Source organism: uncultured Erythrobacter sp., assembly GCF_947499705.1.
Lineage (GTDB): Bacteria > Pseudomonadota > Alphaproteobacteria > Sphingomonadales > Sphingomonadaceae > Erythrobacter.
This window is the reverse complement of sequence record NZ_CANMPJ010000001.1, coordinates 1,120,464-1,145,920: the sequence shown is the minus strand read 5'-3', so window position 1 is coordinate 1,145,920 and position 25,457 is coordinate 1,120,464. Positions and strand designations below refer to the sequence as shown.

Genomic DNA, 25,457 nt, shown 5'->3' with positions numbered 1-25,457 from the left:
GGCTATCAGCCCGCAACAAATCCACTGGGATTGAGAGCTGCGGCTCGCTTGGCGAACTGCTCGGCCTCATCGTCGCGGCCCAGCGCTTCCGCTGCCTGCGTTCGCAGTTCGAGCAGCTTCGCATCGTTGCCCGAACCGAGTGCGATTGCATGGTCCAACAGAACAGCGACTCTCAGCCAGTCTTCGGCCAGCGCACGGCGCTCGGCAAGCATCAGCAGCGCTTCAGTGTTGCTGGGTTCACCTTTGAGGTGGCGCACCAACAAAGTGTCCGCAGCTGTGTTGTCTCCATAGTCACGATATGCACTGATAATCTTTCGCGTCAGCGGCCATGGCCGGCGGATCGTCGCCGCGATCCCGTAGCGCTCAAGCGCACCTTCGGCATTGCCGCCAGCAAATGAAGCGTCACCGGCTAATGCATGAATATCGGAAGAGCCGGGAAAGCGCTCCATCAGCTCCGCTGCCGAGCGTCCCGCTCCACCCACATCTTGCTCAGCAATCAGTCTACGTATCTGCGCAGTCGGTGCTGGCAAGCCTGCACGGCCTCCTCCGAGAACCGCCCACTGCACAGCGCGAATGGTCTGCGCGCGTTCAAGGTAAGGAGCCGCTGCAGCGTAATCGCCAAGCCGCTCATGCGCTCTTCCAACAAGCATGGCGAGATACGGTGAGCCACTGTCCGAACTTGCGAGCACAGCGAAGCGCTCGACGATTTCGTCGTCGCGTTCACTCCGCCAAAGCGCGGTCGCGAGAAGCTCCAGCACCCGCACATTGCCCGGCTGGCGCTCGGCAAGGCGCTCGAGCGTCAGAATGGCATTGTCCGGCGTCGCTTGCTGCATGTCGATCAGAGCATTGAGCAACATTGCAGCGGGAACACCGCGTTCGATCATACCGCTTCTGGAGAGCAAACTGCGGGCGAGAACTGCCTCGCCCGCACGCGCGGCTAGCACTGCCTGCAGATAGAAGACCTGCGGGTAATTCGGGTCGATCTCAGCAATTTCGCGAACGACCGTGAGCATATCGGTGTAGCGCCCCAAATCGCCCAGCGTCGCGGCGTAGTCAGCCAGCAATTCAAGGTTTTCAGGGTCCGCCTGCACCGCCGCTTCGAACCACGGCATCGCATCAGCTAGCCCATGAGCATCGCGGACCAATTGGGCTCGCATCAAAAGCGCCGGGGCATATTCCGGACCCAGCTCGAGCGCATAGTCGGCTGCTTCCAAGGCTGGCAGATGTTCCCCCCCGCGAAAGCGCAGCCTCGCAACATCCACCCATAGACCGGGGTTTTCGGCGTCCACTTCGCGCGCCTGATCAAGCAATCTTCCGGCTTCCGCCAGATTGCCGTCATTCATGGCAAACCGCGCATCTTCGACAAGGCGCACGAACTCGGCATTGCCATAGAGCGCCGAGCCGCCATTACCCTCGCCATCGCCCGAGCAACTGGCAAGCGCGACCGCGGCGGTTACCGCGAAGCAAAGACGCGTAGTCTTACGCATGCAGATCATACTGCTTCAGCAGGTCATAGAGCGTCGGGCGGCTGATCCCGAGCAGCTTGGCCGTGCTCGAAATATTGCCCTCGCTGCGGGCCAGGGCATGGCGGATCACTCGCCGGTCGGATTGCTCGCGAGCCGATTTCAGGTTGAGAACTTCGGTCGCCTCTTCCTCGCTATCTCCGAGATCCAGATCGTCCGCGCTGACCAACTTGCCATCCGCCATGATCACCGCACGCTTCACGCGGTTCTCCAGCTCGCGGACATTGCCGGGCCAATCATGCGCATCGATCACTGTGAGCGCATCAGGTGCGAAGCCGGTGACTGTCGGATTCATTTCCGCCGCAAACCGCTTGAGGAAAGCCTTCGCCAAAAGGATGGCATCTCCGTGCCGTTCGGCCAGTGTCGGGATGCGGACTACAATTTCAGCGAGGCGATAGAACAGGTCTTCACGGAATGTGTTCTCGCCGATCATCTTTTCGAGATCCTGGTGCGTCGCGCAAACGATCCGCGTGTTGACTGAAATCGCCTTGCGCCCACCAATCCGCTCGATTGTGCGTTCTTGCAGGAAGCGCAGAAGTTTAACCTGAAGCGGCAAAGGAATATCGCCGACCTCATCCAGGAACAGTGTGCCGCCATTGGCGCTTTCGATCTTGCCCTCGGTGGTCTTGACGGCACCTGTAAATGCGCCCTTTTCATGCCCGAATAGCTCACTTTCGAGCAGGTTTTCCGGGATTGCCGCGCAGTTGATCGCAACAAACGGGCCGTCCGCGCGGTCACTGGCATCGTGGAGGCCTTGCGCCAGCAATTCCTTGCCAGTTCCGCTCGCGCCGAGCAGCATGACCGAAACATTGGTGCTTGCCACACGCTCGATTGTGCGCGCGACCTTCACCATCTCGGGAGCGCCGGTGATCAACCGACCAAGAACGGTTTTGTCCTCGCTGCTGTTCGCAACAAGGCGGCGGTTCTCGTCTTCGATTGCGTGAAGGTCGAATGCGCGGCGGACGATCAGCCCGAGCGCGTCGATATCGACTGGCTTCTGGTAAAAATCGTAGGCCCCGCGCTCAATCGCCTGCAAAGCGCTCTCGCGCGCGCCATGGCCGCTGGCCACGATGACCTTGGTGTCCGGTTTCAGCTCCATGATCGCGTCGAGCACCGCAAAACCCTCGGTCGTGCCATCCGGATCAGGCGGCAAGCCGAGATCCAGAGTGACCACCGCCGGTGCCTCGCTACGCAGCGCTGCAATGGCGCTGTCGCGATCTCCCGCAATGACGACGTCAAAGTCTTCGTACGCCCATTTGAGCTGTGCTTGCAGGCCTTCGTCGTCTTCGACCACGAGCAAAGTTGGTTTCTTGTCAGCCATCACGCGGCCTCATTCGTTTTTGAGTTGGTTTGTGAGTTGGACTGCGCGGTTTCTTCGAGCAGACGAACCGCTTCGGGCAGCGGCAGGATCACGCTGAAGCGGGTTCCCAAGCCTTCGCGCGATTCCACTTCAACGCGGCCGCCCATCGCCTTGATCATCTCACGCGCTTCGAACGCTCCGATGCCGAAGCCTCCGTCCTTGGAGGAGACAAACGGTTTGAACAGACCGCTGCGCACGAATTCAGGCGACATGCCTGAGCCTGCGTCAATCACGTCAATCTGGCCGTGTAGGCCGTCGCTGGTGATGTTGAGGTAGATAGGGAGCTCATCGTCGCTGGCGTCGATCGCGTTCTGGATCAAATGCATCAACGCCTGTTCGAGCGCATCGACATCGGCAAGCACCGTCACGGGATCGGTGCGCGTGATGGAAACCGGATGCACGCGTTTGAAACGCTCGGAAAGCCCGCTCGCAAGTCCGCCAAGTTCAACGTCACGCACAGTTTGAGCCTGCCCCGATCCATAGCGACCAAGACGATCAAGCAGCCCGTTCAGCTTCTCCGACGACTTTTTCAGGGTCACCAGCATATCCGCCCGAAAGTCCGGGTTTTCAGCGTGTTTCTGTGCATTGGTCGAAAGCAGCGACAATTGGCTCGCGAGGTTCTTGATGTCGTGCATCACGAACGCCATGCGGCGGTTGAATTCATCAAAGCGGCTCGCGTCCATCAGTGCCTGCTGGCCCGATTGCTCGGCAAGGTAGCTGGCGAGTTGTTGGCCGACGACGCGGAGCAGGTCGAAATCCTCCCAATCGAGCCGGCGTTCGATGCGCGGACGGGCAAGGACGATTGTTCCAACAAGGCGGTCGAAGTGGATCAGGGGTACGATCGCCCAAGCGTCTTCGGCCTCGGCCAGCCACGCAGGGACATGCGCGATCTCCCCGTGCAAGTCCTGTCCCGACCGCACCTGATCGAGATCGATGATATGGTGGTGCTGTTCCAGCAGACCTGACAGCGCATATTCGGCGGCCACGCCGGGCACTTCGATTGTTGGCCATTTCCAGCGCGCCGAAAGCTCCAGCTGCGCTTCTTCATTCGGAACCAGCAGCAACCCCGCCGGGCTGTCCGTAATGTCGGCAACTGCCTGCACCGCGCGCTGATGAAAACTCGGGCTTGTGCTTGATCCGCGCCCAATTGTCTGCGTGAAACGCAGCCATTCCTCACGGTAGTCATAGCGGTGCTGAAACAGGTGTTTGGACGCCATCACGCGGAACCAACCGCGCACACGCTGAGATGGCAGGAACGCAAAGGCGGCGATTATACCGACCACCAGAAACGCCACCTGACTTACTCGAGCGACGTCCCCGCCCAGCACCGCGAGCGAGCGCGTCACCAGGAACATCACGAGCAGATAGCTGCCGATGACCATCAAGGAGAGTGTCTGGAACGTAACCGCCCGAGATGGACGGAAGTGCAGGCCCGCGCTGGTCTCGTTCGAACCAAAGGCGAGAAGCACCACCATTGCGCCAGCGAACAGGCCGCGCAGCATCCCAAAGGCACCGGGCTCTGCCCCGCTCAAATAGGCGATGGTGAAGAAGTTCAGATCATAAGCGAAGATTCCGGCGAGCGCGATTCCGCTCCAGCGCAAGATCCGGCGCGAAGACGCTGCCGCCCCTGCATACAGGTTATGCAACAACACTAGCGCACCAATGGCGACCAGCATGTGCAGGACGGCGGTCACTTCAAATGTCAGCTGCGCAAGCTCCGGATACGCCCCGAAACGGGCATCGAACATCAACAGGATCGGATGGAACAACTCGACCAAAACCAAGGTCAGGATCACTGGACGGATTGGTTTCAGGCTTTCATCGCGGCCATCTGCGGAGAACAGGCAGAAGATCGCAACGATCAGTGCCAGATTACGCGCGGTCTCGGTCAGCGCAACAGCCGTTTCCCCATCGCCAAACGAAGCTGAGAGACTGCACCAAAGTGCGGTTAATCCGCAGGCTACCAGCACCGCCAGCCGATCAGGCCGGCTGCGATCGCCATAGCGCGCGATCCAAAGTCCAGCTCCGGCGCTCAGAACCGCGCCAGCAAGATAGCTCGCGAGTCCGACATACTGGATGAACGTGTCCATCCCCGGCATCAGCGTGCGCCCTCCGGCCAGAGAATGACGCGGACGGTCTGCAGCAGGATCACAAAGTCCAGAAACGGCGTGTAATTCTTCGCGTAATAGAGATCGTATTCGAGCTTCTTGCGACTATCCTCGGTCGACGCGCCATAGGGATAGTTGATCTGCGCCCAGCCGGTGATGCCCGGTTTGACCATGTGACGTTCCTGATAGAACGGGATCTCTTCCTGCAGATCGTCGACGAATTTCGGCACTTCCGGACGCGGCCCGACAAAGCTCATCTGACCTTTGAGCACACTCCACGTCTGCGGCAATTCATCGATCCGGACCTTGCGAATGAAGCGTCCGAGCCGGGTGACGCGGGGATCGTTTTTCTCAGCCCACTTCGCGCCGTCCTTCTCGGCATCCGTACGCATGGAGCGCAGTTTGATGACGTTGAACGTCTCGCCATACAGGCCCACGCGCTCTTGCTTGAAGAAAGCTGGCCCTTTGCTGTCGAGCTTCACCAGCAGCGCGAAGATCGCGATGATGGGAAAGGTCAACAGCAGCAGGATGAGACTGGCGGTGATGTCAAACACGCGTTTGACCGCGCTTGAGAACATCCGGCCTGAAGAGAAGCCGTCCGAAAAAATCAGCCAGCTGGGATTGACCGTGTCGAGATCGACGCGCCCCGTCTCTCGCTCCAGAAAGCTGGAAAAATCATTGACGTGCACGCCTTTGGTCTTGATCCGCAGCAAATCGTTGAGCGGCAGGGAATTGCGGCGTTCCTGCAGCGCAAGCACCACTTCGCTGACGCCGAGGTTTTCGACAAAGCGGCCAAGGTCGTGAATTGCCTCGCGCGCGATGGCCTCTTCGACCACGCGTTCCGGTTCGCTCATCGCGATATAGGAAACTATCGCAAAACCGCTTTCTGGTTTGTCGCCAAGTTCGCGGAGCCGCTGCGCGCGGTCACCTGCGCCGAGGACCATGACACGGCGACGGAATGCCGAAGACCCCAGGAAACTGTTGAGCAAAAGTCGGTCTGCAACCAGCACTAGGATCGCAAAACCCATCGTGTACAGCAGCGTCGAACGCCAGAAATTCTCACCTGCCAGCAGGAAGTCGATAAAGGCCAGGGCAATTATGCCAAGGCTGATCGCTACCAAAAGGCGCGCCCCGGCGAAGCGGAGAGATCGCAGGGCATAGGGTCCGTAAACACCCACTCCGATCATCGCGAGCCACACAACGCCCGCCGATCCCACAAGCGGAATCCAGCGATCAACGAACAGGCCCGGGTCCATATCGATCTGCGCGGCGCGAACTTGCCAGGCCAGCTCACTCGCCAGCACAAGCAAGCCGAAATCGAGCAGGCCGAGCAGAAGCACGGCGTGCGGGATGTAATGCTTGAACAGACGGATCATCGCTTGGCGCTTTGCTCGCAACAGGGACAGTGACGATGCATTAGCCGCGAGAAATTAAGTGTCGGTAAACCTTACAACCATCTTTCTGTCCCGCAGATTTGGCGGCTTTGCGCGGTTAACGAGCCGTAAAATGCATGGATCTGTTCACAGCTCCAGCGAACGCGCCAATCGAGATGGCGCTGGCGTGAGGCAATCGGCGCGGCCGCAGCGTGGGCAACCTACTCCCAGAGGCACCGCATCGGCGGGGTCCAACGATATGCCGCGGGCCTGCGCCAAATCCCCGGCAAACCGAGCTTCCAGGCCCAAAACAATGGCCCGGCGAGCGGAGCATGCGACACCATCGACCTCGATCGTCCGTGCAATGGTGAACCAGTGTTTGGGGGCCGCCTCGCCTTCCCCGAATGTCACCGCCTGGGTCAGCATCGTCCCCCGGCTTTCGAACGCCGCATAGGGCGCCCATGCGGGCCACCGAGCGCCATCGAGCGGATACATCGCGCCGCTTGCCCCTGCGGTGAACCCAACCATACGCCCCGTCCGTCCGAAGCGGGCGCTGAAGAATGGGAGACCGCGTTCCCCAACGCGTTGAAGTGTCGTGAGCCGCTGCGCCACCTGATCGAAGCTGGAGGCGAAACGCCTTTGGAGCACTGCCAAATCATACCCCGTCTGCTCGCAAGCGCGGAGGAAACGCCGATAAGGCATCAGAAGCGCCCCAGCGACGTAGTCTGTCACATGCTCGCGGAAGAGCGCCCGTGCTTCATTGGACGGCAGATTGGCGCCCGCCACGAGTAATTCGATATGCTCGCGCTGCTCCAGTGCACCGATCTGCCGAGCGATCTGAAAGCGCCGCGCAGCGCCGGGGAGCATCTCGGAAAGCTGCAATTGCCGTGCGTGGAGGTCGAGACGATGGATCAGTCCCGGCATCACTTCGGCGGGCAGAATACGCACTGTGATCTGGTGCTTTTCTCTGAGCCGAGCACGCAGGGCCGCGCTGATATCTCCGCTCGACAGGCGAAGCTCATCGGACAGTTGTTCGGCGGCCTCGTCGAGATCGGCAAAATGGTTTTGCCAGCGTTCTACCGCCTGTCTCGCATCTGCCGCCGGGTCTTCCAGCCTCGCCGCATCCGATCCGGCATTGTCGTAGAGCCGCGCGAATGCCGCGGCGGCTTGCGGGGCTGCGGCGAGGAATTCCTGCACCTCTTCGCGGTCGATACCCAGATCGGCAAAGCGCTTGTCGCTCATCCGCCTGATAAGACCATCGATCCCTCCGATAGCTTCATCTTCACGCAAAGACCTCGGATCAAAATCGAACCGCTCGATCACCTGTACGAGGACGCGTGCGGACAATGGGCGTTGGTTGCGTTCGATCAGGTTCAGATAGCTCGGCGATATACCAAGCGACGCCGCCATCGCGGCCTGTGTGAGCCCTTCCCGCTTGCGCAAGCGGCGCAATGCGGGGCCGGCGAGAAGTGCGTTTTCAGCCATATTGAGCTCTGTAAATTAATTTACAGAGTGACACAAGATACGCCGAAAACCCGGCGATACATACAAGAAAGTCTGTAACTTTTCCTGTTGTGTTGCGCTGCACCATGGCATTGAGAGTGCACAACCTCCCCATAAGAAGATCCGGAGACCTCTCATGACTTACCAAACCCAAATCGCGCAAATGCGCGAACTCATCAACGGCAACGGCCCTAGCTGGGGCGCAATCGATGCTGAAAGCGCCGCCCGCATGGCAATCCAGAACCGCTTCAAGACCGGCCTCGATATCGCCAAATACACGGCGAAGATCATGCGCGCCGATATGGACGCCTATGATGCCGATCCTGCGAACTACACCCAATCGCTCGGCTGCTGGCACGGATTTGTCGCTCAGCAGAAGATGATCAGCATCAAGAAGCACTTCGGCACAACCAAGCAGCGCTACCTTTACCTGTCCGGCTGGATGGTTGCCGCGCTGCGCAGCGAGTTCGGCCCCCTCCCCGATCAATCGATGCACGAGAAAACCAGCGTTCCGGCGCTGATCGAGGAACTCTATACCTTCCTCAAACAGGCCGATGCACGCGAGCTCGGCGGAATGTTCCGCGCTCTCGATGATGCCCGAGAGGCAGGCGATGATATCGAGGCGAAGCGCCTCGAAAACGCCATCGACAATTACGAAACGCATGTTGTTCCGATTATCGCCGATATCGATGCAGGTTTCGGTAATGCCGAAGCAACTTACCTGCTTGCCAAAAAGATGATCGAAGCGGGCGCTTGCGCGCTTCAGATCGAAAACCAGGTTTCGGACGAAAAGCAGTGCGGCCACCAGGACGGCAAAGTCACCGTGCCGCATGAGGACTTTATCCAGAAGATCCGCGCGTGCCGCCATGCCTTCCTCGAAATGGGAATCGAAGATGGCGTGATCGTCGCCCGCACCGACTCGCTCGGCGCCGGCTTGACGAAGCAGATTGCTGTGTCCGAGGAGCCCGGCGATCTGGGCGATCAGTACAACAGCTTCATCGACGCAGACGAAGTCGATCCGGCCAACATCACCAATGGTCAGGTCTTCATCAGCCGCGATGGCAAACTGCTGACCCCTAAGCGTCTCCCGTCGAACCTCTACCAGTTCCGCCCTGGAACCGGCGTTGACCGCGTCGTGCTCGACTGCATCACATCGCTGCAGAATGGCGCAGATCTGCTGTGGATTGAAACCGAGAAGCCGCATGTCGAACAGATCGCCAGCATGGTCGACAAGATCCGCGAGACGGTGCCGAACGCGAAGCTCGTCTACAACAATTCGCCGAGCTTCAACTGGACACTGAACTTCCGCCAGCAAGTCTATGATGCATGGGAGGAAGCAGGCAAAGACGTGTCCGCATTCGATCGCGACAGGCTGATGAGTGTCGACTACGATGCGACCGAACTGGCGGCGGAAGCTGACGAGAAGATCCGCACCTTCCAGAGCGATGCTGCGAAGCGCGCAGGCATCTTCCATCACCTAATCACGCTGCCGACCTATCACACCGCTGCGCTCAGCACCGACAACCTCGCCAAGGAGTATTTCGGTGACCAGGCCATGCTCGGCTACGTCAAGAACGTCCAGCGTGAAGAGATCCGTCAGGGTATCGCCTGCGTGAAGCACCAGAACATGGCCGGCAGCGATATCGGCGATGATCACAAGGAGTACTTTGCCGGTGAAGCCGCGCTGAAAGCAGGCGGCAAGGACAACACGATGAATCAATTCGAGGCTGCGTAAGCGCAGGCCGAACGAGGTGGAGAGGGAGGTTCCCGCGAGGGCGCGAATAAGCGGTCTTGCGGGAACCAACCATTCCTTCCATTAGCTTCATCATCATCCTGCCACTGAGAGAGATAAGATGAGCGATACAGATACGCCAAAAACCGAGCCGTCACGCGCCCGCGCGCTGCTTTCGACGGCCGATATGAAGCTGCTGCGCCGTGCGCTGGAAAGCCACGCCCGCAACACCGAAGATCGCGACGAGCTCGCCAAGATCAACGCACTGCACCACCGGCTCGGCACCTACGTGCCATCCGCGGATTAGGTAGCGCTTAAATTCAGAGTTCTCCTGGGGAGGAGAATACGGCCGTCAGAACGCTGCTCGCAGCGTCTTGGCGGCCGTTACTTTGTGTGAATGAGCTACGCTCGTCCTGAGCTTGTCGAAGGGCGAATTATCGAAGTACCACGCTCACCCTTCGACAGGCTCAGGATGAGCGGAACTGGCCAGGCGCTAGTCTATCCGCCGTTCCTGGGCATCAAATCAAGCGTCGCCGCCGTCATTGCTTCGGTGGCCGTTGAGATCACCGCTTCCGCATCAGGCGCCCAGAATGGCGAATGCAGCGAAGGTAGGTCCAACTCGCCCGCCTGCGATTTCTGCCAATCCTCCATCGGTGCGCCGCCGACCCAGAAGATCAGGGATTCGATGTTCTCCGGATCAGCCAGATAAAACTGCCCGAAATCCTCGCCGCCCATAACTGGCGGAGTTTCGAACACGCGATCCGGAAAGCGCTCACGCAGCCCCGCCATAACCTGCTCGGTGAATTCAGGCGTGTTGAAAGTCGAAGGCAAATACGGGTCCTGTACCGTCACCTTGGGCAGTTTGTCATCGGGCATTCCGGCAGCCATTGCCTCGGCCCGCGCGATCCTTTTGATGCCTTCGAGCAATTGCTGGCGCGATTCTTCGCCGTAGGACCGCACAGTCAGCTGCAGCTTGGCCTCATCGGGAATGATGTTGTGCTTCGCTCCGGCGAGAAAGCTCCCGACCGTGACCACAGCGGGTTCCAACGGGTTCTTTTCGCGGCTGACGAGCGTCTGCAGGCGCATGACAATGCTTGATGCAATGACAATCGGATCTTTGGTCGTGTGCGGATAGGCACCATGCCCACCAATGCCCGGAACGCTGATATCGACGCTGTCGACATTTGCGAGCGCGAAGCCTTTTGCGTAGCCGATGAAGCCCGCTGGAGCGCCCGCTGCATCGTGAAAGCCGAGTACGTAATCAGGCTTTGGAAAGCGCTCGAACAATCCATCTTCGAGCATCGCCAATGCGCCTTCGCCGGTTTCCTCGGCGGGTTGCAGGATCATGACGAGGGTCCCGCTCCATTCATCCTTGCGGTCGGACAATATCTGCGCCGCGCCGACCCACGCCGCCATGTGCGTATCGTGACCGCAGGCGTGCATGATGCCGGTTTCGACGCCGCTGGCAGGAACACCGGTGCGTTTGGAGGCGTAGGGCAGCCCGGTCTGCTCGACCACCGGAAGGCCGTCCATGTCAGCACGCAGCATGACGGTCGGCCCTTCGCCATTCTCCATCACAGCGACAACACCAGTCTGCCCGACGCCTTCGGTAACTTCGAAGCCCAATTCGCGAGCGCGGGCGGCAAGCTTCTTGGCGGTCTCGAATTCCTGGAACGACAGCTCGGGATTGGCGTGAAGGTCTTTGTAGACTTCCATCAGGCCGGGCATGTCGGCCATCACTTCATCGCGCAGTTCATCGGCCTGCGCCGGAGCGGCCAAAATCATCGCAAGCGCGGCGCCTGCGCCCAATATCGACTTGAGCATATTCTTCCCCTCATTCTCGATGACGGGGCAAGCCCGTCACAATCCGTACCAGAGCACCAGCAGCACCGAGAGCGCCGTGACCATTATTGCCACCAGAGGCACGCCGGTGCGGATGTAGTCTTTGAACTCGTAATTGCCTTCGCTCATGATCAGCATGTTGGTCTGATAGGCGATCGGCGTCGCGTAACAGAGGTTGCAACCGAACAGGACGGCCAGGATCAGCGGCTCTGGCGGCAACCCAAGCTGGGTCGCGATGTTGAAAGCGATTGGCGTGCCGACCGTCGCCGCCGTCGCGTTAGAAGCGAAATTGGTGAGCAAGGTCACAAACGCCATGATCGCCGCCAGTACGAGCGCGGGCGGCAGGAATGCGAGGCCGATCGACATAGCCTCGCCCAGCCAAGCTGCCGCGCCGCTTTCGAGCACAATCCGGCCAATCGCGATGCTGGCTGCAACGAGCACGATGACCTTGGCCGAAAGCGCACGCCCGACCCGGTCGAACTTCACGCAGCCGGTGACGAACATCAGGATCGCCCCGATCAGCGCAGAGATCGCAATCGGCATTTTGAGCAGATAGAAGCCGTCGGCACCGATAAACGGAATGCCGACCGAGGCGGTAGCGACCGCGCCGAGCATAATTGCACCGGAAAGAAACGCCTTGGAGCGACGCGGGAGTTCCCGCGCGCCTTCGAGCATCAGCAAGCTATCGCTACGGGCAAAGGCTTGAAGGTCTTCGTTGAGGCCCATCACCAGCAGCACATCGCCTTCCGCGATGCGCAGGTCACCACCTTCGGAATACTGGTCTTTCTCGCCCAGCATGCGCTCCGGACGATGGATGCCGAGTACCGCAACACCATAAAGGTCGGCGATTCCGGAAGTGGGCAGCGTGCGGGTGAGAAGTCGCGAATCCCCGGTGACGGTCATTTCGACGACCATAATGTCTTCGCTCTTCGAAGATCCGGTCCGCCTGATCCGGTCGATCACCCAGCTTGGTGCAAGCTCGCCTTTGAGAACCCGCGTGGCATCTTCCAACGCTTCGTGTGTTCCCGAGATATGAATGCGCTGCTGCGGTTGCATCGCGCCCGACGGAGGATTGTGAAAGGTGATGTTCTTGGGCAACTTGTCCTGAATCGTCGCCAGTTCAGCACCGTTCAGAAGACTGTCCTGCCCCACCCTCAACCGCGTGTGAAACATGCGCGGTGCGAAATCGTCCGCGACGCTGTTGTCGCTCAGAAGGCGCGGCATCACCAGCCAGAGATATGGCAAGGCAATCATCGCTGCGATCAGGACGATTGGGGTGTAATGGAACACGCCCATTTGAGGCATTCCGAGATCAACCGCGATCGACGTCACCAGGATATTGGTCGACGTGCCGATAGTCGTCGCCATGCCGCCAATCAGAACCGCAGCGTTGAGCGGGATCAGCGTCTTCGAAGCGGGCATTGCTCCTTTGGCGGCAAGCGCAACAAAGATCGGTAGCAGCAGAACCAGAACTGGTGTGTCATTCACCGCCATGGACAGGAAAAAGGCAATCAGCAGCGAAACCAGCAAGCCCAGCTGAAGACTAAACTTGAACACCGCTTCCAACAAGCGCGCCGCAGGATCCAGCGCGCCGGTTACAACAAGCCCTCGCCCCATGATCATCAGCGCGCAGATCGTGATGAGCGCGTAGTGCCCGAAACCGCCGAATGCGAGCGCGAGGCCATCGGTAGGCTTCCCGCCTTCCAGTGGGAAGAAATACAGACCCACCGCGATCACCGCGATGGTCAGAAGCGACACAATCTCGACCGACAACCGCCCGCGCGCAAAGGCCACGAACATCGCGATAGTGACCGCCATTGCGGCGATAGCGTGATAGGATGGAAGTGATAGCATGTTTGCGTTCACCGCGATCTTTCAAAGCTAAGCCGGATTGGCAAGGGATTTTGATCAATCAATCGCTTGCTAGCGCGATCCTGCCGGGCGATGAGGCCCGAAATTAAGACAACGAGAGGGATCGAAAACATGCAGGCACTGGTGTTCAATGGGCCGCGCGACATTCGCTATGAGAGCTATCCCGATCCCGAATTGCGCTCTGCCAACAGCGCGATACTGAAGGTCGAAAGCTGCTCGATCTGCGGCAGCGACCTCCACATGTATCACGGCGCGCATATCGGGAAGACGCAATATGGCGAGGACACCCCGAATTTTTGCGTTGGTCATGAATTTATCGGCGAAGTGGTGGAAGCGGGCAGCGACGTCCATGGGTTCAAGGTTGGTGACAAGGTGCTGGCTGCTGGCGGAACAGGATGCGGGACATGCCAACAATGCCTGACGGGTAACGTATGGTCGTGCCGCAAGTCTACGGCCTTCGGGCTTGGGACGGAATTGCAAGGCGGACAGGCAGAATATGTCAACGTGCCCAATGCGGATAGGACGCTCTATTCAACCGATGGTCTGACAACCGAACAATCGCTGCTGCTGACGGACGGGATGGCGACTGCCTATTTCGGGCTGACCCGAGCCGACCCGCAGCCCGGCGGGACTGTGGCGGTGGTTGGGCTCGGACCGATCGGAATCATCGCGGTCGAACTGGCCTTCTTGCTCGGCGCATCGAAGGTTTTCGCTATCGACCCGGTCGCTTCACGCCGTGAGATGGCTGCGAAGTTGGGCGCGACTGTCTTTGCCCCCGGACCGGACCTCGGCGGACAGATCATGCAAGCAACCGGCGGTTCGGGTGTGCAATCTGTGTTCGAGGCGTCCGGTGCAAAAGGCGCGATCAATTCCGTCCTCCCACTGGTTGCGCGGCAGGGCACGGCAAGCTTCATCGGCATTCCCGAGCCAGACGATGCGCTTTCGCTTCCACTTATCATGTTCAAGAACGTGACCGTGCGCGGCGGCATCTGCGACGTGCAGAATATGTGGCCGCACCTCGTGCCTTTGGTTCAGTCGGGCCGGATCAAGGCGGAGGGGCTCTTCAGCCACCATTTCGACCTGTCCGAAGGTGCAGAAGCCTACCGACTTTTCGACAGCCGGGAGGATGGCGTGACAAAGGTCACGATCAGCGTCGACTGAGTTTTGGCAAGAGGTTCTTCTTGCAAAAGAGGAGAACACGGATGTCAAGACTCGTAGAGTTCACAGGAAACGCCAACCAAAAGGTTCTTGTCGTTCCTCGGATGGTAGTTGCCATTATTCAACGGAATGACGATTGCACTCTCGTTATGCGCGGTGGCAACGGACTGGATATCAATGAAAGCACCGCGGTAGCTGTGGATAGGCTGGGCAACGCGCTAGGCAACTAGCTTCAAACGGACTGCGATCTTTGTAAATCTGCGGAGAGTTTGGTGCCCCTGGCCCGACTCGAACGGGCACTCCGTTAGGAACTCGATTTTGAGTCGAGCGCGTCTACCAATTCCACCACAGGGGCACTGCATGCGGAGCGCGGCTGTTAGCGCCGTGCTCCGCTGACTTCAAGGTGCTTGTGCGCGCTAGCGCTTAGTCACTTGAGGGCGCCAACCAGCATCTTGTGCAGCCTGGAATGCAGCGTGTCGTTGGCTGCAAGCACCTGCGCCGAGTGGATCGGGTTTGAGCGGCCGCGGAAATCGCTGACAAAACCGCCCGCTTCACGGATCAGCAGGCAACCTGCAGCCGTGTCCCAATCGTTTAGGCCGCTTTCCCAGAAACCATCGAAGCGCCCTTGCGCCACATAGGCCATGTCGAGCGAGGCTGCGCCGAAGCGGCGAATGCCTGCGACTTCAGGGCCGATTGCGCCGTAGATGCGGCTCCATTCGGCAAAGTCACCGTGGCCTTGGAACGGGATACCCGTCGCGATCAATGCATCGCTTGGACGCGAGCGGGCGGATACACGCAGCCGCGCATCCATCAGCCATGCGCCGCGTGTCTTTTCGGCCCAGTACGTTTCGTCATTGATCGGGTGGTAGATCACTGCAGCCGTGACATCGCCCCAGCCCTTGCCATCAGGGCGTGGTTCCTGCGCCGCAATAGAGATCGCGAAATGCGGGATACCGTGGAGGAAGTTCGACGTCCCATCGAGCGGATCGATAATCCAGCGCGGCTTGTCCGGATCGCCTTCGATGATGCCAGCTTCTTCGAGCACGAAACCCCAACCGGGGCGAGCGATTTGCAGTTCGTCATACAACGTGCGTTCTGCGCGCATATCGGCTTTGCTGACGAAATCCGCAGGGCCCTTGCGGCTTACCTGCAAATGCTCGACTTCACCGAAATCACGCCGCAAGCGATTGCCCGCTTTGCGAGCGGCGCGTTCCATCACGCGGATTAGGCCTGAAAACATCGACATGGAGTGTCAGCCAGCCTTCCCGACATAGGTCTGCTCGTAGACATCGACGACAATCCGCGTGCCGCTTTCGATATGCGGCGGGACCATGATGCGTACACCATTGTCGAGCACTGCGGGCTTGTAGCTGGACGAGGCAGTCTGCCCCTTCACCACCGCATCGGCCTCGACAATTTCCGCTTCGATCTGCTGCGGCAGCTGGACGCTGATTGGCTTTTCTTCCCACAGCTCGAGCATCACCTGCATCCCGTCTTGCAGGAACGGGCGGGCGTCGCCGAGCAAGTCGGATGGCAGGTTGATCTGCTCGTAGGTGTTCTGATCCATGAAAACGAGCATGTCGCCGTCTTCATAGAGGAACTGATAGTCGGACGTATCTAGACGCACCTTCTCGACCGTGTCGGCGCTGCGGAAACGGACGTTGGTTTTGCGGCCGTCTTGCAGGTTCTTCATTTCGACCTGCATGTAGGCCCCGCCCTTGCCCGGCTGGGTGTGCTGGATCTTGGCAACCTTCCAGATCCCTTTTTCATATTCGATGATATTGCCGGGGCGAATATCGACGCCGCTGATTTTCATGGGCCTACGTGCCTTCGTTTCGGAGGTGGCGGCGCAAGTGTGCTTCAAGCGCCGTTCAAATGATGCGCGCCAATAGCCGAGGGCGTGGGGGACAGCAAGCGCAGCGAAGCGCAACAGCTTTTAACGTTAACGCGTTGGATTTCGCAGCCGCACAATGATATGTCGCATTTGTATGGGATTGTTTCGATGAAAACACGCTACGTGCTTCTATTGACAGGGTTTGCAGCGGCTCTTGCGGCGGCGTCTCCCATGATGGTTCGCGCGCAGGATCCCGCATCACCTCCCTCGGATGGAATGCTGCGGACAATGCCGCACGGGATATATCAGTGCGCTCTGCCCGGTGACGCCACAGGTAAGGCTTTCGAAGTCGTTCAAGGTGAAGGCTTTCGCATTCGCACCGCCTCCAGCTATCGCGATGACAATGGCAGCGGTACCTACATTATGCGCGGCGATATGCTGACTTTCACGCGCGGCCCAAAGAAAGGGCAACAGTTCCGCCGTGTCGGGACGAACCAGTTGCGAAAGCTTGATAAGGGCGCTGCGACCAAGCTACTCTGCACGCGCCTCGGCGGTACGCGCTAGGCGCTATTCTCCGGCCAGGAGGGGATAGGGATTGACCGCGTTGGCGGGCTCCCACCACTCAGCATCGGCAGTAGTCCTGAGGATCGCAAAGTGCAGATGCGGCGTTTCGGGCGAGGCATTGCCCGTGCTTCCCACTGTTCCCAAACGCTGACCACGACGTACACGCTGGCCTTCGCGCAGGCCCTCGGCATATTCGTCGAGATGCGCGTAGAAATGGATCGTTTCCTTGTCCTGAGAGCGGACATAGATCGAATTTCCGCCCGCCGCTGAACGGTGCAGTTTCGCGACCGTGCCAGGCGCTGCGGCAACAACGCTGGTTCCTTGCGGAGCCATGATATCGAGCGCCTCATGCGGACGGCCGCCCTCTTCTTCGCGAGCTTCCATGAAAGTGTCCGAGAGGTCGGACGCGCGCACATTCATGACCGGAATACGCAGGCCTGCAGGTTCTTCAGTTGGCGTTGGAGTAGGTGCCGGATCGAGCGGCGCAGCCGTAGTTGACGCTACCTCGCCCGGCGCTGCGGCGGTCTCGCTCGTTTCAGGCGACGGCGCTGCCTCTGCCGGTCTTAGCGATTCTTCGCCCTGACGCTGACTGGCCAGTTCCATCAGACTACCCCCGGCAACGATCCAAACTGCCGAGGTGATCGTGGCGGTGATAACGATTGTGAGCAGGCGATCGACGATGTTCATGGAGTTACTTTAACCCTTACCGATCACTTTTGCGAAGGCTTCGATTGCTGCCACTTCATCGCCGTTCCAGACCGCCCCGGAAACAGCGAGGAAATCGGCGCCCGCTTCGACGATCGGAGCGCAGTTTTCAGGGGTTATCCCGCCAATCGCAACACAGGGGATTTCGAACAGCTTCGTCCACCATTCGAGCGTTTCCATATCAGGACGCTCTGCATCGCCATTGTCTTTGGTGGTCGAGGGGAAAAACGCGCCGAATGCGACATAATCGGCGCCGGCTTCACCAGCTTCCATCGCGAAATGCCTGGAGGCATGGCAGGTCACACCAATCTGCGCCTCTCGGCCCAATTCCTCACGAGCTTCACGCAGATCGCCGTCGCCCTGCCCCAGATGCACCCCATCGGCTTTCATGCGCTTGGCGAGCGGTACGCTGTCATTGACGATGAAGCCGACATCGTGCGCCGCGCAGATCGCCTGCAGCGGTTCCGCCAGCGCAGCCAAATCGTGTTGGTCATCGATGCCCTTTACGCGAAACTGAAACGCGGTTGCCAGACCATGCCCAGCAACAAGCGCGCGCTCGAGCCGCTTCGGGAAATCGCCACCCACCTCGAGTGGTGAGATCAAATACAGCTGCGTTCCCGGATCGCTCATAGAGTAGTCCTAGCCCGCCACGCTCGCGCTGGCGATCTGATCAATCGCCTTGCCGAGGGTGCCGTCGAATTCCTCGTCCGACTGACCCTTACGTAGGTCTTGCAACAGACCGCGGCTGAAGCTGGCAATCATCCCGGGGTTGCTTGCGAGGTGCCCGCATGCATCGTCGGTTGAATAGCCTCCCGACAGAGCAACTACGCGAAGCACGTTGGGGTGATTGATCGCCGGAGTGTAGTGTCCCGGATTCACCGGAATCGACAGTTTCAGCATGACTTTGCGGCCTTCGGGAAGCGCGTCGAGCCCCTTCATGATCTCAGCCAGCAAGATGTCTTCGCCAGCCTCACGGTCGAGCGCCATGATGTCATATTCAGGCTCAAGCATCGGCATCAGGCCCGCATCGGCAATCTGGTTACCAACCGCGAATTGCTGCTCTACGATGGCAGCGATGCCGCTTGGGTTGGCGGACTTGATCACCGAACGCATTTTGGTCCCGAACATGCCGTTCGATACCGATTTTTCCAGCAGCGCAGGAAGCTTGTCGAGCGGCTTCATCAGTTGGACGCCATCCGCTTCGTCGGCGAGCCCCTGATCCACTTTGATGAAAGGAACGATGCCGCGCGCTTTCAATGCGTCAGCGGTCGACTGCCCATCGACTTCGCCGTCCATCGTCTTTTCAAACAGGATCGCGCCGATCACCTTACCGCTGCCAAAGCACGGCGATGTGATCACGCGCGAACGCATCGCGTGGATCTGCCCGAACATCTCGTCATCGCCCGACCATTCGCTGTCCTCGACACCGTAGCCTCGAAGCGCTTTGGGAGTGGAGCCACCCGACTGATCGAGTGCCGCGATAAAGCCTTGTCCGCCGGCGATCTTGGCGGTCATCTGTTCGGTGTTCATGCAAGTGCCCTTAGCTGTGCAATGTGTCTGGGATAAGAGGCATGCATACCTATGCATTCCTGATGGCTGCGGGCCTTAGCCAGCACTTGCACTACCCGCAACCGCCGCCGCAGAGCTACCAACAAAAAGGGGCGGAGCATCATGTGATGCCCCGCCCCGGTTGGATTTGATGATCGAGCGGCTCAATCGCGGTCTGCGATCTTCACCAAGCGGTTGGTCAGGACTTCGAGCCCTTCCCCGGAACCGGTGCGAACGTCGATGTTCCCAATCTTTTCGGTCACACGTTCGAGCGCTTCCAGCTCCTTCAACCGCATCAGCACCGGGTTATCGGCCATCAGCTTCGCGGTGTTGAGCAGGCTGCGGGTCGCAGCCGTTTCTTCACGCCGGCGGATCAGGTTTGCTTGCGCCACCTTTTCCGCTTCGACCACCCGGTTGATCAGCTCACGCATTTCACCCGGAAGGATCACGTCCTTGATGCCGAGTTCGGTGACCCGAACCCCGATGTCGCCCACTTCCTTACGAACGTGTGCGACGATTTCGCCATCGACCTTGGCCCGGTCGTTGAGCAAGTCGTCCAGCGTCCGGCCAGCAACAGCCTCACGGACTGCGAACTGGACCAGCTTGTAGACGTGCCCTTCGTAATCCGGGGTCGACAAAGCGGCCTTTTCGACGTCGGTGACCTGCAGGAACGACGTCAGCGTGATCCGAACGGAAACACGATCCTTCGTCAGGATTTCCTGCGCAGTCACTTCCATCGGGACCGGCCGGGTGTCCAGCGCCTTGCTGGTGACCTTGCGGCCAACCTGCCAGTAGCCATGACGGCCCGAGCCTGCGGTTTCGAACAGTTCACCATCGAACAATACGATAGCGGTCTGTGCTTCACCGACAGCGACCACTTCGACCGGGTTCGGAACCAAACGGCCCGCGACCGAAGCGTTGCCAACTTCGTTGAGCAAACGCTTGGGCAGCTTAGGCTCGACCTCGACATCGATCACTTCGACGGTGATCTCATCAAGCACCTTCCATATCCGCGCGACGTCGCCGCCGCGTACGATCAGCGTTGCCCGGCCATCGGTCCGCACGATCGCGACCTCGCCCTGCTGGGGCGCGACGATCTCGAAATTCGCCTCTGCGAGTTCGGCATGGCGCTTCTCGATACCATCTACCAACGGCGAATTGCAGGCGCCGTGTGCAAAGTCGATCTCGACTTGCATCCGGCGGCTGTTCCACAGCCAGTAAAAGTGGCGTCCCGGTCCCAAGACCTGAACGAGGCGGCCATCCTTGACCAGGAGACCGCGCTGGTTTTCTGCAATGATGAACCACTTCATCTTGCGTCTCCTGTACTCACACTTGCGGGGCCTATCCCCGAAGCGGTCGGCGCGGGTAGGCGCGATTCGTTTCAAACGCAACTAAATTCGATAGAAAACGTGTAGGAAGCCGTAGCGTCATTCTTGAGAAGAGGTGGAAAGTGGGTCGGCCGGGAAGCAATTCCCCGTTACCGCGCCGGGCCTCTGGTTCAGGCAGATCAGGCCCCAAGTCTCGCTGTACCCGCGTCCGGAAAGCTTGCGCCTCCCCCCGGTGGACACCGCGTCATTGGGTGCCATGTCTGCCGGTATCCCCAAAGGCGCGAAGGCCCGATACCGGTGCCTTGGAGTTTGGCTCGCCTCGCCCAGAAGAGGTTGGCTCGCCGCACTCCGCGGCTGGATTTGCCCGCCCGACCTTCCCGTTTTGAGAAGCCGTGTAAGGGCTGTTTTGGAGCGGGATTCGAACCCGCTACCAGTAGATTAACAGTCTACTGCTCTACCGATGAGCTATCCAAAGCGCTGGACTCGAACCAGCAAGGCTTACGCCATTACCGTGGTGGACGATTTGGAGTCGCCGCTTGGTCCTAAACCAAGTGCCTTTTCAGGGCAGCCTTCACCTGGGAACCCGATATGGCAGAGCCACTCGTGACCTGCGGCGTTCAAACCGCGCAGCGAAGGTCGGCGCGGTTAAGCGCGCGTTTCTGAGATGTAAAGCGGTTTTTGGCTCAGTCGCGTTTCCTGAACCGCCGGATGATCCCGGTGAAGCTCAGCGCGGGCTCACCATCCCCGGTGATCAGGCCGCGCACGAAGATCGTCTTGCCGCCGCCACGTGTGACCTCACCGCGCGCCTCGACCAAAGCGCCTTGCTGCACTGCGCCGAGGAAATCTCCGGAAAGGTTCATGGTCACAGCGTTGTCGCCGTTCAGTTCATCGGTGGCGATCCCGAACAGGGCGAAATCGGCGAAGGTCAACAGGCAGCCACCATGCATAAACCCCGCGCCATTCATGTGCCGCGCTTCGGCACGGAAAGCGGAGAGGTAACTGCCATCGTCTTGGCGCAGCATGAAGAACGGACCTGATCGGGTTTCGTATGGATCGTGGTTCCAGTGATACCAGCCGGCAAACTCGCCCTCGTCACAGCGGACCGCGCTGCCATATCCGTATTCTGTCTCGCTCATTGCGCAAAACTCTCCAGGAAACGCCGCGCAATGGGACTTTCGACGACTTCTGCTTTCACCACCGAGTTGCCCCACCAAACCGCTTCGGTGTTGGCCATCACGATCAGGGTGAGGCGTTTGGCCGGTACTTTGAGATACAGGGCGGAGTACTGTTTCTCGTTCCAGCCTGAATGCCACATCAACCGCTGGCCTTCCCAGTCTTCAAGGAACCAGCCAAAACGATAGTCACCCAGCGGACCGATCGGATCGGCTATGAACTTGTCGAGGATTCCACCGGGTCCAACCTCGGGTTCATCGGGTCCAAACAGCAGCCCACCGGTGTCGAATGCGATATCGAAAGCGGCAATAGAGCGCGGACTCGCGATAATCCCGGCAGCGGCACGAAAATCATCGTCCGGCAGAGGCTGTTTGACGGCGCGCCCGTCGATCACATGGAACGGTTCTGCGAGATAGCGCAAGGCCGCTCCACCGTCGGGATCGCGCCAGCCCAGAGCGGTGTCTTGCATGCCTGAGGGGGTCGCCACCCGCTCGCGGACAATGGTGCGAAGATCACGCCCACCGGCGCCGGTGATCGCGCGGTCGATCCTCGCAAAGGCGATCGGATTATAGACAAAATCGGCGCCGTTGGCGCGCATGCGGAGCATGTCGATCACCGTCGTTGGGCGCTCACAATCCATCGGTGCGATTGAATTGCCATGTTTGTCTTCACCCCCCGACATGAAGGGGATTGGCGTTGTGATGAAATACTCGCAAAGCTCTTTCCACCCGCCATCTGCGCTCATCGGCGTATCGAGCGGCAGGTCTTCTGCTGCCATCTCGGCCAGGATCGCAGTCGAGGCAATCGGCTTGGTCACTGACGCGATCTTGTAGGTTGTCTCGGCCTGCGTCGGCAGGTCGCCTTCGTCATCGTAAGTGCCGAAATATCCCTCCCACAAGATGTCGCCGTCCTTGACGATGACAGCGCTCAGCGCAGGTGTGCCGCTGTCTTTGCGGAACTGCTCAAGGAACTCGGCAAAGCTCTCGAAATCTCGTTCTTCGGCGGCCAGAGGCGCGGCCAGCATAAGGCTTGCAAACGCTAGAAATCCCCGGATCAGGTCCATAGCTGCAACCGGTGGATCGCGTGCGAATATTCCTCATCCGGCTCACAGCGAGAAAGACTGCGTTCGGCCAGTTTCCAAGTGCGTTTGAATGCGGCCTTGCGCCACAGATCGGTGAGCCAGAACTGGCCTTTCCATTCACGTCCGCCCAGCTTCATTTCAAGGTCGATCCCGGCGGTGAACCATGCACACTTGCCGTGCCGACGCGCGACAACCTCGCGCAACCGGTAGCCTGTGCAGGCAAAATTCCGGTCGGAAGCGTCCAGAAAGCTCGGACGGTCGAGTAGTTGCGGTCTTTCCGCGCCGACAATCATCATGAAGTCGCGCAGCATCAGCTTGCGCATTTCGCCTCTGTCCGCGCGCATCCATGCCCGCATGAAGCGGTGTTCGAGCGTTTCGATCTCAGCGGAAATATCGCTCATCGTCAGCTTGAAAGTGCTGCGACGCCGGGCAGTTGCTTGCCTTCCATCCATTCGAGGAAGGCGCCGCCAGCGGTTGAAATGTATGTGACGTCTTCGGTCACGCCAGCCTGAGCGAGCGCGGCAACCGTATCGCCACCGCCAGCAACCGATATGAGCGAGCCTTCTTGCGTCAAAGCCGCGACATGGCGGGCGAGCGCCATGGTCGCGGTATCGAATGGCTCGGTTTCGAAGGCACCGAGCGGTCCGTTCCAGACCAAAGTCCGGCAGGTCTTGAGCACATCGGCAAGCGCTTCTGTGGCCTGCGGACCGATATCGAGGATCATCTCGTCTTCGGTGACTTCGTGGACATTACAGGTGCGCAGGGATGCCGGGTTGGCGGCAAATTCCTTCGCGACGACAACGTCATACGGCAGGTGCACGGTGCATCCGGCATGATCGGCTTCGTCCATGATCTTCGATGCAATGTCGGTCAGGTCATGTTCGCACAATGACTTTCCAACATTCACACCGCGCGCGGCGAGGAAGGTGTTGGCCATACCGCCGCCGATGATCAGGTGCTGGACCTTGCCGACGAGGTTTTCGAGCACCGCAAGCTTTGTAGAAACCTTTGCCCCGCCGACCACAGCCGCGACCGGCGGTTCGGGTGTACCAAGCGCAGCATCCAGCGCCTTCAATTCCGCTTCCATCGCCCGGCCTGCATAGGCTGGTAGGTGATGCGCCAAGCCTTCGGTCGTTGCATGGGCACGGTGCGCGGCACTGAACGCGTCGTTGACGAAGAAATCGCCATGCGCCGCGATAGCCTGCGCAAGGTTCGGATCGTTGGCTTCCTCACCCGGCCAAAAGCGGGTGTTGTCGAGCAGGCCGATATCGCCGTTCCGCAGGATGCCGATGGATTGCTCCACCACGGGTCCGGCGATTTCCGGCACGAACATCAGCTCCTTGCCGAGAACACCTTCGACGTCGCCCACAACCATGCTGGTCGAAAGTACCGAGGAACGCTTACCGCCCGGACGCCCGAAATGCGCAAGCATCAGCACTTTCGCGCCCTTCTCCGACAGTTCGAGGATGGTTGGCTTGACCGCCTCAACCCGCGTCACATCGGTTGCTGATCCATCCTTCATCGGCAGGTTCAGATCGACCCGGACAAGCGCGACCTTGCCGGTCACGTCACCTAGATCATCGAGCGTTTTGAATTTGGTCATTCTGCTCTCCAGTTCCCCTCCCGTTGGCGGGAGGGGCAGTGAGACTTGCGAGCTTGCTCGCTAGTCGCAGCGGGGTGGGCCCATCCGGGTCCATGCCCACCCCCACCCCCTCCCGCAAGCGGGAGGGGAGACACAATTACAAAAACTTCGCCATCACTCCGGCGGTGTCGATCATCCGGTTGGAGAAGCCCCATTCATTGTCATACCAGCTGACGACGCGCGCCAGCTTGCCTTCCATCACCGAGGTTTCGAGACTGTCGACGGTCGAGCTTGCTGGATGGTGGTTGAAGTCCGAAGAAACCAGCGGCTGATCGGTGTAGTCAAGCACACCCTTCATCGCGCCATCGGCAGCGGCTTTCAGCGCGGCGTTCAGCTCTTCAGCGGACGTATCACGGCCCGGCGTGAACACCAGATCCACCAGCGACACATTCGGCGTCGGCACGCGGACCGATGAACCGTCGAGCTTGCCTGCCAGCTCAGGTAGCACCAGGCCAACCGCACGGGCTGCACCAGTCGTGGTCGGGATCATGTTCTGTGCACCGCCGCGCGCACGGCGCATGTCGCCATGCATCTGGTCGAGCATGCGCTGATCGTTGGTGTAGGAATGGATCGTGGTCATGAAACCGCGCTCGATCCCCACTGTGTCGTTCAGCACCTTCGCGACTGGCGACAGGCAGTTGGTGGTGCAGCTTGCATTAGAGACGATCACGTCATCAGCGGTCAGGACGTCGTGGTTCACGCCGTAAACGACGGTCGCGGAGACATTCTTGGCAGGGGCAGAGATCAGCACCCGCTTCGCGCCAGCCTTGAGGTGCGGCTCAGCAGCCTCGTGGCTCTGGAAGAAGCCGGTGCATTCAAGGACAATATCGACGCCCTGCGCGGCGTGCGGCAGGTTGCCGGGATCGCGCTCGCTGGTGACCGCAATCGACTTGCCATTCACAACAATCGCACCGTCGGCCACTTCGACCGTGCCGGGGAAACGGCCATGGGTTGAATCGTACTGGAACAGCAGCGCGTTCGACTTGGTGTCGGCCAGATCGTTGATCGATACCAGTTCCAGATCGTGATCGCTGCGCTCAAGGATAGCGCGAGCGACAAGCCGTCCGATACGGCCGAAACCGTTGATGGCAACCTTGGTGGCCATAAGAAT

22 protein-coding genes and 2 tRNA genes are annotated in these 25,457 nt (G+C 59.6%); 4 read left to right on the top strand and 20 right to left on the bottom strand.

Annotated features, from left to right (window positions below):
• Positions 1 to 5: 5 nt before the first annotated feature.
• The 5 genes from Q0837_RS05275 to Q0837_RS05255 all read right to left on the bottom strand — a co-directional run bounded on the left by Q0837_RS05275 (position 6) and on the right by Q0837_RS05255 (position 7,849).
• Positions 6 to 1,487, bottom strand: coding sequence for a tetratricopeptide repeat protein (locus Q0837_RS05275; protein WP_298466135.1), 1,482 nt, complete (start codon positions 1,485 to 1,487; stop codon positions 6 to 8).
• Positions 1,480 to 2,844 carry a PEP-CTERM-box response regulator transcription factor gene (gene prsR / locus Q0837_RS05270; RefSeq protein WP_298466133.1) on the bottom strand — a complete coding sequence of 455 codons (1,365 nt, stop codon included), beginning with the start codon at positions 2,842 to 2,844 and terminating at the stop codon, positions 1,480 to 1,482. Before prsR ends, Q0837_RS05275 begins: the two co-directional genes overlap by 8 nt.
• On the bottom strand, positions 2,844 to 4,982 hold the full coding sequence (gene prsK, locus Q0837_RS05265; RefSeq protein WP_298466131.1) for an XrtA/PEP-CTERM system histidine kinase PrsK: 2,139 nt from the start codon (positions 4,980 to 4,982) through the stop codon (positions 2,844 to 2,846). Before prsK ends, prsR begins: the two co-directional genes overlap by 1 nt.
• Positions 4,982 to 6,367 carry a TIGR03013 family XrtA/PEP-CTERM system glycosyltransferase gene (locus Q0837_RS05260; RefSeq protein WP_298466129.1) on the bottom strand — a complete coding sequence of 462 codons (1,386 nt, stop codon included), beginning with the start codon at positions 6,365 to 6,367 and terminating at the stop codon, positions 4,982 to 4,984. The genes prsK and Q0837_RS05260 overlap by 1 nt, the downstream gene beginning before the upstream one ends.
• 144 nt (positions 6,368 to 6,511) lie before the next feature.
• Positions 6,512 to 7,849, bottom strand: coding sequence for a short-chain fatty acyl-CoA regulator family protein (locus tag Q0837_RS05255; protein WP_298466127.1), 1,338 nt, complete (start codon positions 7,847 to 7,849; stop codon positions 6,512 to 6,514).
• Between the two features lie 154 nt (positions 7,850 to 8,003).
• Between Q0837_RS05255 and Q0837_RS05250 the strand changes: the two genes are divergently transcribed.
• Positions 8,004 to 9,602: an isocitrate lyase gene (locus tag Q0837_RS05250; RefSeq protein WP_298466125.1), complete on the top strand. Its 1,599-nt coding sequence runs from the start codon at positions 8,004 to 8,006 to the stop codon at positions 9,600 to 9,602.
• A 118-nt stretch (positions 9,603 to 9,720) separates the two neighbouring features.
• Positions 9,721 to 9,906, top strand: coding sequence for a hypothetical protein (locus Q0837_RS05245; RefSeq protein WP_298466123.1), 186 nt, complete (start codon positions 9,721 to 9,723; stop codon positions 9,904 to 9,906).
• A 191-nt stretch (positions 9,907 to 10,097) separates the two neighbouring features.
• On the opposite strand, the gene Q0837_RS05240 is transcribed toward Q0837_RS05245, so the two are convergent.
• Positions 10,098 to 11,423 carry an amidohydrolase gene (locus Q0837_RS05240; protein WP_298466121.1) on the bottom strand — a complete coding sequence of 442 codons (1,326 nt, stop codon included), beginning with the start codon at positions 11,421 to 11,423 and terminating at the stop codon, positions 10,098 to 10,100.
• A gap of 36 nt (positions 11,424 to 11,459) precedes the next feature.
• Positions 11,460 to 13,295, bottom strand: a complete 1,836-nt coding sequence (locus tag Q0837_RS05235) for an SLC13 family permease (protein WP_298466120.1) — start codon at positions 13,293 to 13,295, stop codon at positions 11,460 to 11,462.
• A 129-nt stretch (positions 13,296 to 13,424) separates the two neighbouring features.
• Here Q0837_RS05235 and Q0837_RS05230 point away from each other — a divergent pair, with 129 nt between their 5' ends.
• Positions 13,425 to 14,474: an alcohol dehydrogenase catalytic domain-containing protein gene (locus Q0837_RS05230; protein ID WP_298466119.1), complete on the top strand. Its 1,050-nt coding sequence runs from the start codon at positions 13,425 to 13,427 to the stop codon at positions 14,472 to 14,474.
• Positions 14,475 to 14,741: 267 nt separating this feature from the next.
• On the opposite strand, the gene Q0837_RS05225 is transcribed toward Q0837_RS05230, so the two are convergent.
• From Q0837_RS05225 to efp, 3 genes are all read right to left on the bottom strand, one after another.
• Positions 14,742 to 14,826, bottom strand: a tRNA-Leu gene (locus tag Q0837_RS05225).
• Positions 14,827 to 14,898: 72 nt separating this feature from the next.
• Complete coding sequence (locus tag Q0837_RS05220; RefSeq protein WP_298466118.1) at positions 14,899 to 15,717, bottom strand: inositol monophosphatase family protein; 819 nt, start codon at positions 15,715 to 15,717, stop codon at positions 14,899 to 14,901.
• A 6-nt stretch (positions 15,718 to 15,723) separates the two neighbouring features.
• Complete coding sequence (gene efp, locus Q0837_RS05215; protein WP_298466116.1) at positions 15,724 to 16,287, bottom strand: elongation factor P; 564 nt, start codon at positions 16,285 to 16,287, stop codon at positions 15,724 to 15,726.
• Positions 16,288 to 16,473: 186 nt separating this feature from the next.
• Between efp and Q0837_RS05210 the strand changes: the two genes are divergently transcribed.
• Positions 16,474 to 16,869 (top strand): elongation factor P, encoded by a 396-nt coding sequence (locus Q0837_RS05210; protein WP_298466113.1) that lies wholly within the window; start codon positions 16,474 to 16,476, stop codon positions 16,867 to 16,869.
• Positions 16,870 to 16,872: 3 nt separating this feature from the next.
• On the opposite strand, the gene Q0837_RS05205 is transcribed toward Q0837_RS05210, so the two are convergent.
• The 10 genes from Q0837_RS05205 to gap all read right to left on the bottom strand — a co-directional run bounded on the left by Q0837_RS05205 (position 16,873) and on the right by gap (position 25,451).
• A complete protein-coding gene (locus Q0837_RS05205) occupies positions 16,873 to 17,556 on the bottom strand; it encodes a M23 family metallopeptidase (RefSeq protein ID WP_298466111.1) in 684 nt (227 codons plus the stop codon).
• A gap of 9 nt (positions 17,557 to 17,565) precedes the next feature.
• Positions 17,566 to 18,204: a thiamine phosphate synthase gene (gene thiE / locus Q0837_RS05200; protein WP_298466109.1), complete on the bottom strand. Its 639-nt coding sequence runs from the start codon at positions 18,202 to 18,204 to the stop codon at positions 17,566 to 17,568.
• A 9-nt stretch (positions 18,205 to 18,213) separates the two neighbouring features.
• Positions 18,214 to 19,104 (bottom strand): fructose bisphosphate aldolase, encoded by an 891-nt coding sequence (locus Q0837_RS05195; protein WP_298466107.1) that lies wholly within the window; start codon positions 19,102 to 19,104, stop codon positions 18,214 to 18,216.
• Positions 19,105 to 19,286: 182 nt separating this feature from the next.
• Entirely contained in the window at positions 19,287 to 20,432 is a 1,146-nt protein-coding gene (locus tag Q0837_RS05190) for an SPFH domain-containing protein (protein ID WP_298466105.1), read from the bottom strand.
• A gap of 421 nt (positions 20,433 to 20,853) precedes the next feature.
• A tRNA-Asn gene (locus tag Q0837_RS05185) sits at positions 20,854 to 20,925 on the bottom strand.
• Positions 20,926 to 21,133: 208 nt separating this feature from the next.
• Entirely contained in the window at positions 21,134 to 21,586 is a 453-nt protein-coding gene (locus Q0837_RS05180) for a PaaI family thioesterase (protein ID WP_298466103.1), read from the bottom strand.
• Entirely contained in the window at positions 21,583 to 22,647 is a 1,065-nt protein-coding gene (locus tag Q0837_RS05175) for a serine hydrolase (protein ID WP_298466101.1), read from the bottom strand. Before Q0837_RS05175 ends, Q0837_RS05180 begins: the two co-directional genes overlap by 4 nt.
• Before the next feature lie 29 nt (positions 22,648 to 22,676).
• Positions 22,677 to 23,105: a nuclear transport factor 2 family protein gene (locus tag Q0837_RS05170; protein WP_298466100.1), complete on the bottom strand. Its 429-nt coding sequence runs from the start codon at positions 23,103 to 23,105 to the stop codon at positions 22,677 to 22,679.
• A gap of 2 nt (positions 23,106 to 23,107) precedes the next feature.
• Positions 23,108 to 24,307 carry a phosphoglycerate kinase gene (gene pgk, locus Q0837_RS05165; RefSeq protein WP_298466098.1) on the bottom strand — a complete coding sequence of 400 codons (1,200 nt, stop codon included), beginning with the start codon at positions 24,305 to 24,307 and terminating at the stop codon, positions 23,108 to 23,110.
• 136 nt (positions 24,308 to 24,443) lie between these two features.
• Entirely contained in the window at positions 24,444 to 25,451 is a 1,008-nt protein-coding gene (gap, locus tag Q0837_RS05160) for a type I glyceraldehyde-3-phosphate dehydrogenase (protein WP_298466096.1), read from the bottom strand.
• Between the last annotated feature and the right edge of the window lie 6 nt (positions 25,452 to 25,457).

Excerpts from the sequence above, each read along its gene's own strand:
- Q0837_RS05275 (WP_298466135.1), bottom strand. The coding sequence starts at position 1,487 with ATGCGTAAGACTACGCGTCTTTGCTTCGCGGTAACCGCCGCGGTCGCG.
- prsR (WP_298466133.1), bottom strand. The coding sequence starts at position 2,844 with ATGGCTGACAAGAAACCAACTTTGCTCGTGGTCGAAGACGACGAAGGC.
- prsK (WP_298466131.1), bottom strand. The coding sequence starts at position 4,982 with ATGCCGGGGATGGACACGTTCATCCAGTATGTCGGACTCGCGAGCTAT.
- Q0837_RS05260 (WP_298466129.1), bottom strand. The coding sequence starts at position 6,367 with ATGATCCGTCTGTTCAAGCATTACATCCCGCACGCCGTGCTTCTGCTC.
- Q0837_RS05255 (WP_298466127.1), bottom strand. The coding sequence starts at position 7,849 with ATGGCTGAAAACGCACTTCTCGCCGGCCCCGCATTGCGCCGCTTGCGC.
- Q0837_RS05250 (WP_298466125.1), top strand. The coding sequence starts at position 8,004 with ATGACTTACCAAACCCAAATCGCGCAAATGCGCGAACTCATCAACGGC.
- Q0837_RS05245 (WP_298466123.1), top strand. The coding sequence starts at position 9,721 with ATGAGCGATACAGATACGCCAAAAACCGAGCCGTCACGCGCCCGCGCG.
- Q0837_RS05240 (WP_298466121.1), bottom strand. The coding sequence starts at position 11,423 with ATGCTCAAGTCGATATTGGGCGCAGGCGCCGCGCTTGCGATGATTTTG.
- Q0837_RS05235 (WP_298466120.1), bottom strand. The coding sequence starts at position 13,295 with ATGCTATCACTTCCATCCTATCACGCTATCGCCGCAATGGCGGTCACT.
- Q0837_RS05230 (WP_298466119.1), top strand. The coding sequence starts at position 13,425 with ATGCAGGCACTGGTGTTCAATGGGCCGCGCGACATTCGCTATGAGAGC.
- Q0837_RS05220 (WP_298466118.1), bottom strand. The coding sequence starts at position 15,717 with ATGTCGATGTTTTCAGGCCTAATCCGCGTGATGGAACGCGCCGCTCGC.
- efp (WP_298466116.1), bottom strand. The coding sequence starts at position 16,287 with ATGAAAATCAGCGGCGTCGATATTCGCCCCGGCAATATCATCGAATAT.
- Q0837_RS05210 (WP_298466113.1), top strand. The coding sequence starts at position 16,474 with ATGAAAACACGCTACGTGCTTCTATTGACAGGGTTTGCAGCGGCTCTT.
- Q0837_RS05205 (WP_298466111.1), bottom strand. The coding sequence starts at position 17,556 with ATGAACATCGTCGATCGCCTGCTCACAATCGTTATCACCGCCACGATC.
- thiE (WP_298466109.1), bottom strand. The coding sequence starts at position 18,204 with ATGAGCGATCCGGGAACGCAGCTGTATTTGATCTCACCACTCGAGGTG.
- Q0837_RS05195 (WP_298466107.1), bottom strand. The coding sequence starts at position 19,104 with ATGAACACCGAACAGATGACCGCCAAGATCGCCGGCGGACAAGGCTTT.
- Q0837_RS05190 (WP_298466105.1), bottom strand. The coding sequence starts at position 20,432 with ATGAAGTGGTTCATCATTGCAGAAAACCAGCGCGGTCTCCTGGTCAAG.
- Q0837_RS05180 (WP_298466103.1), bottom strand. The coding sequence starts at position 21,586 with ATGAGCGAGACAGAATACGGATATGGCAGCGCGGTCCGCTGTGACGAG.
- Q0837_RS05175 (WP_298466101.1), bottom strand. The coding sequence starts at position 22,647 with ATGCTGGCCGCGCCTCTGGCCGCCGAAGAACGAGATTTCGAGAGCTTT.
- Q0837_RS05170 (WP_298466100.1), bottom strand. The coding sequence starts at position 23,105 with ATGAGCGATATTTCCGCTGAGATCGAAACGCTCGAACACCGCTTCATG.
- pgk (WP_298466098.1), bottom strand. The coding sequence starts at position 24,307 with ATGACCAAATTCAAAACGCTCGATGATCTAGGTGACGTGACCGGCAAG.
- gap (WP_298466096.1), bottom strand. The coding sequence starts at position 25,451 with ATGGCCACCAAGGTTGCCATCAACGGTTTCGGCCGTATCGGACGGCTT.